Below are 14,746 nucleotides of genomic sequence, written 5' to 3'. Positions count from 1 at the left end.
CCCTGTTTGGTCCGATTTGGTTCAATCTGGTTCTTTTCGGTTGCACCACATCGGTGGAGCTTCCGAAATCTTGCCATAGTTGGCCAAATCACGCACCGAAAATCAACACATAAAGAAAATATTTTTACTGAAAGGCAATTTTCGCAGCAAAATCGGGTGTCATTCGACCGCTGTCACCGAAAAACGGGGCCTCTGCGCAGAACCAATTTCCAAACCACTTGCGCCAAGTTGACCGAATCAACCACTTCGTCACCCCATTCGAAAGGGTCGGCCACCAGAATGGCCGACCCTTCTGCAGTTTCATGTCATCTCAGTGCAGATCAAGCGATCGCTTGAGCGTCTCGCTATCGCCATATTTAGCGATACGCTCTTTCTGATAGGCTTTCTCCCAGCGGATCGACCAGACATGCCAGCCGATCCAGAAGGCAACACCCAGAATCCAGAGCAGTGTCTCGCTGCCCTGCATGGGATAGATCGGTCCGACCTCGGCCAGATCGACTGCCCATGTCGTCACTCCGGTTGTAGACATCTGTTCTCTCCTCCTTTTGCGTCAGACCAGCGCGCGCTTGGCATCGCGCACTTCGGTTGCGGCTTCGCGTTCCATCTGCATGTCCTGAAAATCGAGGCCAAGAATCTCGATCTCGCGCGGGATACGCAGCAGTCCAAAAGCATGCAGGATTTTCGCAACAATCCAGCCCGGCAGGAAACCAAGCACCCCGAACATGATGATCGCACCCAGGAACTGGCCCAGCGGATTGATCGAGGCATAGCCATCATAGGGGCTGGACGGATGCCCCCAAAGCAGGAAGCCCGCGATGATCAACCCCGCGAAACCGGCATAGCCATGCACGGCCACGGCACCCACTGCATCGTCAATCTTGAAACGCCGTTCAACGAAATGATGCATCTTGTAGGCAACGAACGCCCCGATGCAGCCAACGAACATGGCCTGAATCGGGTGATACAGGTCATTCCCGGCCGAGGCGCAGATGATCCCCGCCAGACCACCGGAATAGGTCCAGAAGGCATCGCCTTTCGACACCGCGAAAGCGACCAGCATCCCGCCCGACAGCGACATCAGGAAGTTGAAGGTGATTGCGCTCAGCGAGGTTGGCGTCAGATAGATCGTGGTCGCTGTCCATGTGGTGCCGACAATCACGCCGTCAATTTCCTCGGGCGAGATGATCGGAATATTGCAGGCCACATAGAACCCCCAGAACCCGGTATAGATAATGAACAGCCCGACTGCGACCATCCACGGGTTATGCGGCAGGATATTGCGCGGAGTGCCGTCCGGGGCGAATTTGCCCAGTCTTGGCCCCAGAACGCACAGCACGCCCAGCGCGAAGCCGCCCGCAATCGCATGGATCACACCGGACGCATAGGCATCATGATAGCCGAGAAGCTGCACCATCCAGCCATTCGGATGCCAGCCCCAGGCCGCATCAATGATCCATGCGCCCGACCCGATCACGACAGCCAGCACCCAGAAAGCGCCCGAGTTGATCCGCTCGATGACAGCCCCCGACACAATCGACGCCGCGGTCCATGAGAACAGCAGGAACGCAGCCCAGAACACGCCCGTTATGCGATCATCAAGGTTGGTGCCCATCGTTGGCGAATTTGCGGCATTGGCGGCGGCATCCTCCCACAATATGCCACCGGTGATGAAGGGTCCGTTGGGCAGGGCCCAGTAAATCCACCAGCCGAAGAAGAAGAAGGTGATCGTCACCAGCGGAATGATCATCGAATTCTTCATCAGCGTATGTAGATGGTTTCGTCGTCGGCTGGCCCCCACTTCATACATGCAGAAACCCACATGGATCAGAAACATCAGTGGGATTGTGACCCAGTAATAGAACTCCGTGAAGATTGTCGTAATAGCGTTCAGTTGTGTGTCCACCCTTGCTCCTCCCTTTCGCTGCAGGCGTGACGTTGCGCGAATCAGCCTTGCGTCAGGCATCGGCGGGGCCGCGCGAACTCGGAAAAACCGTTCATCAGTAGAAAAAAAATTTCATTTTAAGAAACCCGCCTGCGGCATTCTGTCAAGCAAAACCTGAAGAAATCGCTGCGCAGGCACTTCTGCGCACCAAATGAAAATTTGTTTCTTCACAGTTGAACTGAAGCGAGGATGCTGCTAGCGTAATGCCAACATCACAGACAGCGGAGCGACAAGAATGTGTGGAATTGTCGGATTGTTCCTCAAAGACAAATCCCTGGAGCCAAAGCTCGGGGCAATGCTGACCGATATGCTGGTGACTATGACAGATCGCGGCCCGGACAGCGCCGGGATCGCGATCTATGGCGATAGTGCATCCGGTCACGCCAAACTCACGATCCAGTCGGATCAGGCCGATGCGGATTTCGCGACGCTAGCCGATGATCTGTCATCGGCGCTGGGGGTTCCCGTATCACTGCATCGCAAGGACACGCACGCGGTCCTTGCACTGCCCGTCGGCAAGGCGACAGCAGCCCGTGCAACGCTCGCCGAGCTACGCCCTGGCCTGCGCGTGATGAGCGATGGTGAAAGCATCGAGATCTACAAGGAAGTCGGCCTGCCCAAGGATGTCGCGCGCCGCTTCGATCTGTCCGCCATGACGGGCTCGCATGGTATCGGTCATACCCGTATGGCCACCGAATCCGCCGTCACGACGCAGGGCGCGCACCCGTTTTCGACCGGCGCCGATCAGTGTCTGGTCCATAACGGCTCGCTCTCCAACCACAATAACTGGCGGCGCAAGCTGAAACGCGAAGGCATCCGCATCGACAGCATGAACGACACCGAGGTCGGCGCAGCCTATCTGACCTGGAAGATGCAGAATGGTGCGACCTTGGGCGAGGCACTCGAAGGCGCGCTCGATGATCTCGACGGGTTCTTTACGTTCGTGGTCGGCACCAAGGACGGGTTTGGTGTTGTCCGCGACCCGATTGCCTGCAAACCTGCGGTGATGGCCGAAACCGATCAATATGTGGCCTTCGGGTCCGAATACCGCGCGCTGGTCAACCTGCCGGGCATCGAGACCGCCCGCGTCTGGGAACCCGAGCCTGCCACTGTCTATTTCTGGAGCCACTGAGCCATGCAAACGATTGACCTTGCAACCCAGTCCCTGCGCGACTTGAACGTGACCCTTCAGGCACAGAAGGACCAGACCAACGCCACCAGCTGGCAAGTCCTGAACCCGCGCGGCGCACATGCGATTGCCGTGGGTCTCGATGCCCCGATCGAGGTGACCGTGCGTGGTTCAACCGGCTATTACTGCGCAGGCATGAACAAGCAGGCGACAGTCCATGTCACCGGCTCTGCCGGGCCGGGTGTCGCCGAGAACATGATGTCGGGCACTGTCATCATTGAGGGCGACGCCAGCCAATATGCCGGTGCCACCGGGCGCGGCGGATTGCTGGTGATCAAGGGCAATGCCTCATCGCGCTGCGGGATTTCGATGAAAGGCATCGATATCGTCGTGCAGGGCAATATCGGGCATATGTCGGCCTTCATGGGGCAGGCGGGCAATCTGGTGGTCTGCGGCGATGCAGGCGACGCTTTGGGCGATTCGCTCTATGAAGCGCGGCTTTTCGTGCGCGGTTCGGTCAAAAGCCTCGGCGCGGATTGCATCGAGAAGGAGATGCGCCCGGAACATCTGGAGATTCTGCGCAATCTGCTGGAACGCGCCGGCGTGGACGCCAAGCCCGAAGAGTTCCGCCGCTACGGATCTGCGCGCAGGCTCTATAATTTCGATGTCGACAATGCTGCGGCCTATTGAGGGAACCCGCCCATGAACAAACATGACAAACGCATCCCGCAGACGCTGCCGATCCAGTCCGCGACCTTCTCGAACCCGATCAATGCCGAAATCCGTCGTGCGGCGGCAACCGGCATCTATGACATTCGCGGCGGTGGCGCGAAGCGCAAGGTGCCGCATTTCGACGACCTGCTGTTCCTCGGGGCCTCGATCAGTCGCTACCCGCTCGAAGGCTACCGCGAGAAATGCGACACCCGTGTGACCCTTGGCACACGTTTCGCGAAAAAGCCCATCGAACTCGACATCCCCATCACCATCGCGGGCATGAGCTTCGGCGCGCTTTCGGCGCAGGCAAAGGAAGCGCTGGGGCGCGGGGCCTCGGCCGCTGGCACCTCGACCACCACTGGCGACGGCGGCATGACACCCGAAGAGCGCGGCCATTCCACGAAGCTCGTCTATCAGTATCTGCCCTCGCGCTATGGCATGAACCCCGACGATCTGCGCCGTGCCGATGCGATCGAGGTTGTGGTGGGACAGGGCGCCAAGCCCGGTGGTGGCGGCATGCTGCTCGGTCAGAAGATTTCCGACCGCGTGGCCGAAATGCGCACCCTGCCCAAGGGTATTGACCAGCGTTCCGCCTGCCGCCATCCCGACTGGACCGGCCCGGATGATCTGGAAATCAAGATCCTGGAACTGCGCGAAATCACCGGCTGGCAAGTCCCGATCTATGTAAAGGTTGGCGGCACGCGCCCCTATTACGACACGGCGCTTGCCGTGAAGGCCGGGGCCGATGTCGTGGTGCTGGACGGCATGCAGGGCGGCACGGCAGCCACGCAGGACGTGTTCATCGAGCATGTCGGCCTGCCGATCCTTGCCTGTATCCGCCCCGCCGTGCGCGCGCTGCAGGATCTGGGCATGCATCGCGAGGTGCAGCTGATTGTCTCGGGCGGGATCCGCACCGGGGCCGATGTGGCCAAGGCGCTGGCACTGGGCGCGGATGCGGTTGCTATTGGCACGGCCGCCCTGATCGCATTGGGTGACAATGACCCAAGATGGGAATCCGAGTACCAAAAACTCGGCACCACCACCGGCGCTTATGACGACTGGCACGAAGGCCGTGACCCGGCCGGCATTACCACGCAAGACCCGGAACTTGCTGCCCGGCTGGACCCGGTCGAGGCCGGTCGCCGTTTGCGCAACTATCTGAAAGTGATGACGCTGGAAGCGCAAACCATCGCGCGCGCCTGCGGGCACAACCATCTGCACAATCTCGAACCCGAAGACCTGTGCGCCCTGACCATGGAAGCCGCCGCAATGGCACAGGTGCCGCTCGCTGGCACTGATTGGTATCCGGGCAAACCGGGATCAGGCTACTGAGATCATGACGCGGGTCAGACGAGGGTCTGGCCCGCGCTTTCACATCAAGAACACGCGACCAATGGGGACCAAATGACACTCGATCTCGAAGCCTACGCAAAAGAACGCGGCATCAAGTATTTCATGATTTCCTTTACCGACCTTTTCGGCGGCCAGCGCGCGAAACTGGTGCCGACACAGGCCATTGCCGACATGCAGGAAGACGGGGCCGGTTTCGCGGGTTTCGCCACATGGCTAGACCTCACGCCCGCGCATCCCGACATGCTCGCCGTGCCGGACCCCGCCTCGGTCATCCAGATCCCGTGGAAACCCGAAGTTGCCTGGGTCGCGGCCGATTGCGTCATGGAAGGCCAGGATGTGGGGCAAGCCCCGCGCAATGTGCTGCGCCGCCAGATCGCCGAAGCTGCGAAAGAAGGTCTGCATGTCAAGACCGGGATCGAGGCCGAGTTCTTCCTGCTGACCCCGGACGGGACACAGATCTCCGACCCTTATGACAACGCCGCCAAGCCCTGCTATGACCAGCAGGCCATCATGCGCCGCTATGACGTGGTGCGCGAGATTTGCGACTATATGCTCGACATGGGCTGGAAACCCTATCAGAACGACCACGAGGACGCGAATGGCCAGTTCGAGATGAACTGGGATTTCGACCATGCCCTTGTGACCGCCGACCGGCACAGTTTCTTCAAGTTCATGGTCAAATCGGTGGCAGAGGCGCATGGCTTCCGCGCGACATTCATGCCCAAACCCATTCAGGGCCTGACCGGCAATGGCTGCCATGTGCATGTCTCGGTCTGGGATGATGCAGGCAAGAACGCTTTCGCCACGGATAAGGGGGTTGGCCCCACCAGCGAACTGGGCCTGTCACAGCAAGGCGCGCATTTCCTGGGCGGCATCATGAAACACGCGAGCGCCTTGGCCGCGATCACCAACCCCACAGTGAACAGCTACAAGCGCATCAACGCCCCGCGCACGATCTCGGGCGCGACCTGGGCACCCAATTCTGTGACATGGACGGGCAATAACCGCACCCATATGGTGCGCGTGCCCGGTCCGGGCCGGTTCGAACTGCGCCTGCCCGATGGCGCGGCTAACCCCTATCTGCTGCAAGCGGTGATCATCGCAGCAGGCATGAGCGGGATTCACTCGAAGGCCGATCCGGGCAAGCGCTGGGATATCGACATGTATGCCGAAGGTCACAAGGTCGAAGGCGCCCCGAAACTGCCTTTGAACCTGCTTGATGCGCTGCGCGCCTATGAGGCCGACCCGGAATTGATGGAGATGATGGGCACCGAATTCTCGCAGGCTTTCCTGAAACTGAAGCGTCAGGAATGGAACTCCTTCGTGTCGCATTTCAGCCGCTGGGAACGCGAAAACACGCTCGATATCTGATCAGTCACCAGAACGAAAGAAACCCGCCGGATCACCCTCCGGCGGGTTTTGCCTTTGCGACGCCCCATTCCCCCAGATCATTGACCAGTCGCAACGCCGCCCGCCGCAGCGAGGCGCGCAAGCGGTCAATCTCTGGTCCTGCATGGCCACGGTCTTCCAAGGCGCGGTCCATGCAGAAGAGCCAGTTCTCGGCATCCTCGGCCCGCACCGGCACATGCGCATGAATCTCGCGCAGGTCCATATGGCCGTGACGTTCGGCATAGTAGCGCCGCCCGCCCAGAAACCCGCAGAGAAAATCGAACTGTTCGGCCCGCGCATTGGCCATCCCCTGCCCGCGCTCATGCAACAGCCGCAGATGCGCGCCTTCGGGCAGGGTTTCCATCAGGTCATAGAAGGTTTCGACCAGCTCGCGGACGGCCTCTTCGCCGCCCATATGCTCGATCATGCTCTGCTGCATGGGTGCTTCCCTCTACGAGCGCGGGCGTTCCTTCTTCGGGTCGTAATGCGCGAAGGGTACGATCCGCGCGGGCAGGCGTTTCTGATGGCCATCCAGCTTGCCGATCTCCACCTCGGTCCCGGTCTCGGCATGGGCAACATCAATCCGCGCCAAGGCGATATTCTTGCCCAGGATGGGCGAGCGCATCGAGGATGTGATCTCGCCCACCTGCGCGCGGCCCACATGCACGCAATCGCCATGGCCGACATCCACATTGCTGTCGATATCCAGTCCCACCAGCTTGCGCGACGGGTGCTCCTTGCGCCGGATCAGGGCATCGCGCCCGATGAAATCATCCTGCTTGGATTTCAGCGGCACGGTGAAGCCGATCCCGGCCTCGAACGGATCCGTCTGGTCGCTGAAATCATAGCCCGCGAAGATCAAACCCGCCTCGATCCGCACCATATCCAGTGCCTCCAGGCCGAAGGGCTTGAGACCGTGCTGCTTGCCCTCCTCCCAGATCGCATCAAACACGGTCGCACAGTCACGCGGATGGCACATCACCTCATAGCCCAACTCGCCGGTATAGCCCGTGCGCGACACGACCAGCGGCACCCCGTCATGCGTCTGCAACCGCGCAGGCGTGAAGCGGAACCAGTCCAGTTGGTCGAATGTCGGACGATGCGGCGCGGTCCAGATGATCTTGCGCAACAGATCGCGACTTTCCGGCCCCTGCACGGCGACATTGTGCAACTGGTCGGTCGAGGAGCGCACAAGCACTTTCAGCCCCAGTTTCTCGGCCTGTTCACGGATCCATTCGCCGCCGTAATCGCTGCCCCCGATCCAGCGGAAATTGTCGCGCCCCAGCCGGAACAGCGTACCATCATCAATCATGCCCCCATGCGGGTAGCACATCGCGGTATAGACCACGCCCCCTTCCGAGAGTTTGCGCACATCGCGGGTGAAGATGTACTGGCACAGCGCCTCGGCATCCGGCCCGGTGATCTCGAACTTGCGCAAGGGCGAGAGATCCATGATCACGGATTTCTGCCGACAGGCCCAGTATTCCTCGATCGCGCCCGTTTGCGCAAAGGAACTGGCCAGCCAATAGCCGTTATACTCGACGAAATTCCCGGTATGCTTGGCAAAGCTCGCGTGAAAGCCGGTTTCCTTGGTCATCTTGGGCTCCGAATCGGGGGTGGCGCGGATTGCAATGGCGCGCTTGAAGGTTTCCTTGCCGCTATAGGTGCGCACATGGATATCGGTCGGGTTCCAGCCATTCGCGGCGGTGGTGTCATCCGGGCAGGCGGAGCTTACGCAAACCAGATCGGTCAGCGCGCGCAGCAACACATAGTCACCGGGACGCGACCAGGGCTCGTCGGTATACATGACCCCATGTTCGTCCAGCCCCGTATTGAAGAAGAAGTTGATCGCCATCCAGCCCGGTCGCGGTTCGGCGCCAAAAGGGGCCAGCGCGCGGTTGAAGTTGTCGGTACAATTCACATGGCCCGGATAGCCGATATCGTCATAATATTTCGCGGCGCAAGCCATCGCAAAGGCATCATGGCGCCCGCATGTGTCCTGCACCACCTCGACCAGCGGTTCCATGTCCTGATCAAAGTATTTTCCATGCAGCCCCGGGATCGGATAGGCATGGCCCATCAGCGTGCGAGTCGTCGTCACATCCAGCGGACGCTGCAGGCCGCGGTCCAGCTTGCGCGCCGAAAAGCACTGGAAATCCGTGCACTGACGGCCATCGACATCGAGGATCTGGATGTAATCTCCAGCCTTGACGAAATAGGCTTCAGCGGTCGCGGAATGCACCCGGATATCGGCCACAGGATCGGCCAGCGGATCGGGCAGCTCAAACCGGACATGCGGTTTGAGCGTCGCGCGGGTGATCGTCACCGTCAGCGGCGTCGCGGTATCCTGCCGCTCGAAATCCATCACGCCGCCGGGTGCGGCAATGATGACCACACCGTCGCGGGCAGCACGGAAATGCTCTTCGGTGCCCGCAGGCGTGGTTGCGCCGAACAGATGCACAGCCGGGGCCTGAGCAAGGTCGATCTCGCGCGCAGCGATCCCCAGACGCACCCCCCGCAAAGACGCATCCGCCTCGTCGAGCAGCGCCATCAGACCCGCAGCCTTGCCAGAGGAAGACGCCCCGAGAATGCCCGCATCGCCACGCCCCGAGGCATCGGCAGCCACGATCTCGCAGCTTTGCCCGCCTTCATCATTACGGATGCTCAGCCCATCGCCCGCCCGGATCTGAACCAGAATCGCACCACCGCCAGCAACGACATAGCGCTCACTGCCCTGCGGCAATGAGAAGACGCGCGGCATGATGATTGCGCTCGGCCGGGGTGGACCGGGGCGCCTCAGAAGAAGATCGGTTTCGCGCATAGCTCGCCCCCAAAATTGCACAACAGGAATATTATATTAATGAAAAGAATGTCCGCTGGCAAGTGTTCGCCAGAAGATTTCGAAATTTGTGAAGGCAGGCCACCCCTGCACCACCACCCGATCAGCCCCTGACAAGGGCCTCGCATCGGCTCTTTGCGCGTGCATTGCGCGACTGTCAGATACTCACCCCGCCTGCACCTGTCGCTGAATCTGCGAAAACAGCGCGACCGCCGGTACGATCAAAGCATCGGGAAAATCATAGGCCGGGTCATGCAATGCGGGCTGGTCCAGACCTGCGCCCAGAAAGAACAGCGCCATGCGTGTCTTGCGGCTGAACGCGCCGAAATCCTCGGACGGGCGCATTGGCATGGGAAAGCTGCCCTGCGCGAGCCCGACCGCATTTTGCGCCCGGATCACATGATCCACGGCCTCAGCGGCATTTACCGAGGCATGGAAATGGTCATGTCGGCTGATCTGCGGCGACAGCCCCTGACCGATCCGCGCGACCACTTCCCTGATCTCCGCTTCGAACGCCTCCAGCCCCGCATCATCATAGGCGCGCAGGGTGATCCAGACTTCCGCCTGTGCCGGGGCAATTCCGAAAGCCGGAGTTCCCATATTCAGATGACACAGGGTCGCCAGCCGAAAACCCGGTCCCATCGGCTGCGCTGCACTATGCGGCGCCAGCGCCATGATCAGCGATGCAAGCGCAGCGCCAGGCGAATGCCCGGTTTCGGGCTGGGCGGCATGCGCTTCGCGCCCGCAGAGCGTGACGCGCAGCCCCACCGAGGCACAACTCGCGACACCCGGCGCAACCGCAAGTGTTCCGAATTCCATGCCCGGCATATTGTGCAAGGCGAAAGCCCAGTCTGGCTGCAGCGCGGCAAAACGCGGATCTTCCAGCACCGCCCGCGCGCCCTCGCCCGTCTCTTCGGCAGGCTGGAACAGCAAAACGACCTGCCCGGCGCGCGGCGGGTTCTGCTCCAGCCACAACCCCAGCCCTGCAAGGATCGCCATATGCCCGTCATGACCGCAAAGATGGGCTGTGCCAGCGCGGCAAGAAGCATGCGCCAATCCCGTCTGTTCCACGATGGGCAGCGCGTCCAGTTCGGCCCGGAACATCACACGCGGACCGGGCTGGCCGCTATCATAGACCACCGCCAGCCCCGCACCGCCCAGCCCTTCGAGAATATGCGCCGGAGCGGTCGGGCGCAGAAACTCACGGATACGCGCTGCAGTCCCGGCCTCACGGCCCGAGAGATCGGGGTTGGCGTGAAGCTGGTGCCGCAGTTGTATCACTGCAGTCACCTCTTGCGGGGTCAGACCAGTCCTATCCATCCCCGCATTTCACGCGATCTGTCCGTTTTGTCCAGCCACACCGCTACTCCCATTCCATCTCGGCAAAGACCACGCCCGCATTGCGCGTCGCCAGTTCCTCGAAGGTATCAAGATGCGCATAGGGGGACTGGTCCACATAATAGGCGCTGGTCAGATCACCGCCCTCGTCAATATGCTCGGCAATCCGCGCGCGCAGCCAGACCAGATAATCGCGGGTGTAGCGCCGTACCTGCGCCATGTTGGTCGGATGCCCATGACCCGGGATGACATAAGTCGCGCCCAGCGGCTCCAGCGCATTATCCCACGTCTCGATCCAGCAAGAGGTGCAGGTACCCTCGAAAATTGGCGGCATACGCTCCTGAAAGGCGATATCGCCCGCAATCAACAACGACTGCTCCGGCAGCCAGACCTGCGTATCGCCGGGGCTGTGGGCGGGGCCAAGATGCAGCACCTCGATGCGGAACGCCCCCATCGTGATTTCCACCTTGTCGGTGAAAGTCTCGGTAGGCTGCATGGGCTGCGTGCCCTCGGATTTCTCGCGGGCATAATTCTGCAGGCTGAGGAAAGCCTGACCCGAATCCTTCTCGAATTCGCGCGCCGCGTCAACATGGGCGAGAACCGGCACACCCTGCGCGATCCAGTAATTGTTGCCCAGCATCGCATGACCCTGCCCGTTCTCGGCGATGACCAGCTTCACGTCCTGATCGGTGCGGGCACGGATCTCCTCATGCAAGGCTTGCGCCAACTGATAAGATGCCCCGGAATTGACAACCACCACCCCATCGCCAGTGATGACAAAGCTCAGATTGTTGTTATGGCCCGCATTTTCATAGGTGGGTGGTGCCGTGGCCCCGATCGAGGTCCAGACATGCGGGATCACCTCGACCGGTTTGTTATACAGTACCGATTGCGGGTATTTATCGGCGATATCTTCGGAAGCAGCGGCCAGCCCAGCCCAGAACAAGCAGGTCAACCCCAACAGGTTCTTGCGTGTCATCTTACACCTCGGTCGTGAAAATATAGCGGCTCTTACCCTGCCGTTCGGCGCGGCCAATGCCACCACCGGGCAGGTGAAAGCCAAGGATCAACCGCTCTTCAGCGGTAATGCGGTCCAGCAACTGCAGGCGCGTCGCCGCGGCCATGTCGGGGATATGATCGGATGCGGCTTCCCATTCCGGCCGCTCGAAAGCCAGATGCGGATTGGCCAGCGCATCCCCCACGACCATCAGACCCTGCCCCCCGGCCTGCAGCGCGAAAGCCATATGCCCCGGCGTATGTCCCGGCGTGGACACGGCCTGCACACCGGGCAGGATTTCGGCACCATCCTCGAAAAGCTGCACCTGATCCTCAATTTCGGTCAGCCTGCGCTGCGCCCCGACGGCAAAGGACTGGCGCGCGGCCCCGATCGTCTCGACCGTGTCGGGGTCCATCCAGTAGTCCCATTCGGCACGGCCCATGAAAATCTCCGCGCGCGGCAGGAGCGGCTCGTCAAAATCATCCAGCAACCCCCAGAGATGATCGGGATGCGCATGGGTAATGATCAGATGGGTGATATCCTCGACCCGCACGCCAAGGGCATCCAAGGCATCGGACAGTTGTCCGGTCGTGGGCATGAAATCCGGCCCAGCACCAATATCGAACAGAACTGTCCGATCTGCCTCGCGCAACAGGACCAGATTACAGGGCGGCTCATAGACATCGCCGGTCAGACCGTGCCGCGCCAGAATGGGGTCGAGTTCTTCGGGGGGAACCCCTGCGCCAAGGAAATCGAGCGGCAACACCAGATGCCCGTCGGACAGCATGTCAATGCGTGCAGGTCCGAAACCCAGGGTTGTTCTGGCCTGAACCCGATAGGGCAGTGCCAAGCCAAGCGCCAACGCGCCCGTGTGTTGAAGAAAATGGCGTCGTTGCATGTCGACCCTCCCATAGCCTGTCATTCTTGCCGGATCGGCAAGGCGCGGACACGGGATGCGAGGGAGAGCGCATCAGACAAGCGTCACCATAGCCGGGTTTCCCACCGACACAAGGGCTGTCCGCTTGATATCATGGAAAAAGGGCCACCCTCTGCAGGATGGCCCCGAATTTCAAGGTGATCGCAGCGATCAGCCGTTCACGGCGTCTTTCAGTGCTTTTGCGATGGTGACCTTCACGGCCTTATCGGCGGGCTTGGTCATGGTTTCGCCGGTTGCCGGGTTGCGCACCTGACGCTCGGGACGCGCGCGGCACATGACTTTGCCGATGCCGGGAACAGTAATCGCACCGCCAGCAGCGACTTCGCTCATCACGATATCTGAGAGCGCATCGAGCGCGGCATTTGCGGTTTTCTTGTCAGTGCCCATTTTTTCGGACAGAGCAGCGACAAGCTGCGTCTTGGTCATCGGCTTGGTGGTCATATGTCACTCTCCTTGGGATAAACGGGTCTACACATCTTGGTCCCCGTCATGTTTTATGGGGCGCATCTAGCCCGGTTTCCGTCGCAGTGGCAATCACCTTCCCTCATAAAAACTTGCACGAATCGGCAAAAACCTGCGCGAGCCAGCTTTATAAAAAGGCCGTTTCGTCGAAAGACCGCAGTTTCCGGCTATGGATCTTCTCCAATGGCATCTCGCGCAACAACTCCATTGCGCGGATGCCAATCTGCAAGTGACGCGCAACTTGCGTTTTGTAAAAGCTCGATGCCATGCCCGGCAGCTTCAACTCGCCATGCAAAGGCTTGTCAGAGACGCATAGAAGCGTGCCATAGGGCACCCGAAAGCGAAACCCGTTGGCCGCGATAGTGGCACTTTCCATATCCAGCGCAATGGCGCGCGACTGGCTCAGGCGCTGAACCGGGCCGGACTGGTCGCGCAACTCCCAGTTGCGATTGTCGATCGTGGCAACGGTCCCTGTGCGCATGATCCGCTTCAGGGCATATCCCTCCAGCTCCGTCACCTGCGCCACGGCATCCTGCAACGCGATCTGAATCTCGGCCAGCGCCGGGATCGGCACCCAGACCGGCAGATCCGCATCCAGTACATTGTCCTCGCGCAGATAGGCATGGGCCAGAACGAAATCCCCCAGCGCCTGCGAATTTCGCAGCCCGGCACAATGTCCGACCATCATCCAGGCATGCGGCCGCAGAACCGCGATATGATCCGTCGCTGTCTTGGCGTTGGACGGGCCGACCCCGATATTGACCAGCGTGATCCCCGCCCCATGCGGGCGCTTGAGGTGATAGGTGGGCATTTGCGGCAGGCGGGCCAGCTGCGGAGTCGGCGCCTCAGGGTCCGTGATCTCGATATTTCCGGGCGCGACAAAGGCTGTGTAACCGCTCTCGGGATCGCGCAACTGCGCGCGGGCAAAAGCCTCGAACTCATCGACATAGAACTGATAGTTCGTGAACAGGATGTAATTCTGGAAATGCTCTGGCGCTGTTGCTGTGTAATGCGCGAGACGGGCCAGCGAGTAGTCCACGCGCTGCGCCGTGAACAGGGCCAGCGGGCGCGAGCCGTCCTCGTTCAGATTGCGGTCGCCATTGACGATATCATCATTCGTGGTCGCCAGATCCGGCACGTCGAACAGATCGCGCAGCGACAGCGACAACTCCCCGTTCTCCGGCAGGCTGACATCCCCACGCCCGGCCATCGCGAAATGCAGCGGGATCGGCGTGGTGGACGGGCCAATGCTGACCGGCACACCGTGATTCTGGATCAACAGCCCGATCTGCTGACGCAGGTAATTGCGGAACAGAACCGGTTGGGTGATGGTCGAGGCATAGATCCCCGGCTCGGCCACATGCCCGAAGCTAAGCCGCGAATCGATCTGGTCATAGCGGATCGTCGTAAAGCGGATTTCAGGGTAGAACGCCCTGTAGCGGGCCGAGGCCACACCGCCAAGCGCCACACGGTTGAAACCGTCGATCAGAAAATTCGTGGCCGCAAGATACAGGCTTTCCAGACAGGCGACCGCCGCATTCGCGTCCGTAAAGGATTGCGGCGCGACGGGTTCAGGCGTCAGGATCGGAAGGCTGGTGTCGGAAGTCATGAAATGTCCTGGCTGGAGCGAGCTCTTGGCCCTGCGC

13 protein-coding genes are annotated in these 14,746 nt (G+C 60.7%); 4 read left to right on the top strand and 9 right to left on the bottom strand.

The window, feature by feature from the left end; genetic code table 11:
- Nucleotides 1-310 precede the first annotated feature (310 nt).
- Together BG457_RS01185 and BG457_RS01180 are read right to left on the bottom strand one after the other, a co-directional pair.
- Complete coding sequence (locus tag BG457_RS01185; RefSeq protein ID WP_071795097.1) at nt 311-529, bottom strand: hypothetical protein; 219 nt, start codon at nt 527-529, stop codon at nt 311-313.
- A gap of 21 nt (nt 530-550) precedes the next feature.
- Nucleotides 551-1,903: an ammonium transporter gene (locus BG457_RS01180; RefSeq protein ID WP_071795096.1), complete on the bottom strand. Its 1,353-nt coding sequence runs from the start codon at nt 1,901-1,903 to the stop codon at nt 551-553.
- A gap of 274 nt (nt 1,904-2,177) precedes the next feature.
- On the opposite strand from BG457_RS01180, the gene BG457_RS01175 reads away from it, so the two are divergent.
- The 4 genes from BG457_RS01175 to glnT all read left to right on the top strand — a co-directional run bounded on the left by BG457_RS01175 (nt 2,178) and on the right by glnT (nt 6,509).
- Nucleotides 2,178-3,074, top strand: coding sequence for a class II glutamine amidotransferase (locus tag BG457_RS01175; RefSeq protein WP_071795095.1), 897 nt, complete (start codon nt 2,178-2,180; stop codon nt 3,072-3,074).
- Between the two features lie 3 nt (nt 3,075-3,077).
- The gene (locus BG457_RS01170; protein WP_071795094.1) at nt 3,078-3,761 is read left to right on the top strand and encodes a GltB/FmdC/FwdC-like GXGXG domain-containing protein; all 684 of its coding nucleotides are present in this window, start codon (nt 3,078-3,080) and stop codon (nt 3,759-3,761) included.
- A gap of 12 nt (nt 3,762-3,773) precedes the next feature.
- Nucleotides 3,774-5,117, top strand: coding sequence for an FMN-binding glutamate synthase family protein (locus tag BG457_RS01165; RefSeq protein WP_071795093.1), 1,344 nt, complete (start codon nt 3,774-3,776; stop codon nt 5,115-5,117).
- A 72-nt stretch (nt 5,118-5,189) separates the two neighbouring features.
- Nucleotides 5,190-6,509 carry a type III glutamate--ammonia ligase gene (glnT, locus tag BG457_RS01160; RefSeq protein ID WP_071795092.1) on the top strand — a complete coding sequence of 440 codons (1,320 nt, stop codon included), beginning with the start codon at nt 5,190-5,192 and terminating at the stop codon, nt 6,507-6,509.
- A gap of 31 nt (nt 6,510-6,540) precedes the next feature.
- Here glnT and BG457_RS01155 read toward each other — a convergent pair whose 3' ends face one another.
- The 7 genes from BG457_RS01155 to BG457_RS01125 form a co-directional block, all read right to left on the bottom strand.
- Complete coding sequence (locus tag BG457_RS01155) at nt 6,541-6,966, bottom strand: group II truncated hemoglobin (RefSeq protein ID WP_071795091.1); 426 nt, start codon at nt 6,964-6,966, stop codon at nt 6,541-6,543.
- 12 nt (nt 6,967-6,978) lie between these two features.
- Complete coding sequence (locus BG457_RS01150) at nt 6,979-9,348, bottom strand: trimethylamine N-oxide demethylase (protein ID WP_071795090.1); 2,370 nt, start codon at nt 9,346-9,348, stop codon at nt 6,979-6,981.
- Nucleotides 9,349-9,531: 183 nt separating this feature from the next.
- A complete protein-coding gene (locus BG457_RS01145) occupies nt 9,532-10,686 on the bottom strand; it encodes an amidohydrolase (protein WP_071795089.1) in 1,155 nt (384 codons plus the stop codon).
- A 43-nt stretch (nt 10,687-10,729) separates the two neighbouring features.
- Nucleotides 10,730-11,683, bottom strand: coding sequence for an MBL fold metallo-hydrolase (locus BG457_RS01140; RefSeq protein ID WP_071795088.1), 954 nt, complete (start codon nt 11,681-11,683; stop codon nt 10,730-10,732).
- 1 nt (nt 11,684) lies between these two features.
- A complete protein-coding gene (locus tag BG457_RS01135) occupies nt 11,685-12,599 on the bottom strand; it encodes an MBL fold metallo-hydrolase (RefSeq protein ID WP_245770898.1) in 915 nt (304 codons plus the stop codon).
- A gap of 189 nt (nt 12,600-12,788) precedes the next feature.
- Nucleotides 12,789-13,079: an HU family DNA-binding protein gene (locus BG457_RS01130; RefSeq protein ID WP_071795086.1), complete on the bottom strand. Its 291-nt coding sequence runs from the start codon at nt 13,077-13,079 to the stop codon at nt 12,789-12,791.
- Nucleotides 13,080-13,227: 148 nt separating this feature from the next.
- A complete protein-coding gene (locus BG457_RS01125) occupies nt 13,228-14,709 on the bottom strand; it encodes an AMP nucleosidase (protein WP_071795085.1) in 1,482 nt (493 codons plus the stop codon).
- Between the last annotated feature and the right edge of the window lie 37 nt (nt 14,710-14,746).

It is taken from the genome of Natronohydrobacter thiooxidans (assembly GCF_001884735.1).
Classification (GTDB): domain Bacteria; phylum Pseudomonadota; class Alphaproteobacteria; order Rhodobacterales; family Rhodobacteraceae; genus Roseinatronobacter; species Roseinatronobacter thiooxidans_A.
Note: the sequence above shows the minus strand (reverse complement) of the source record. Positions and strands in the feature narration are given on the sequence as shown.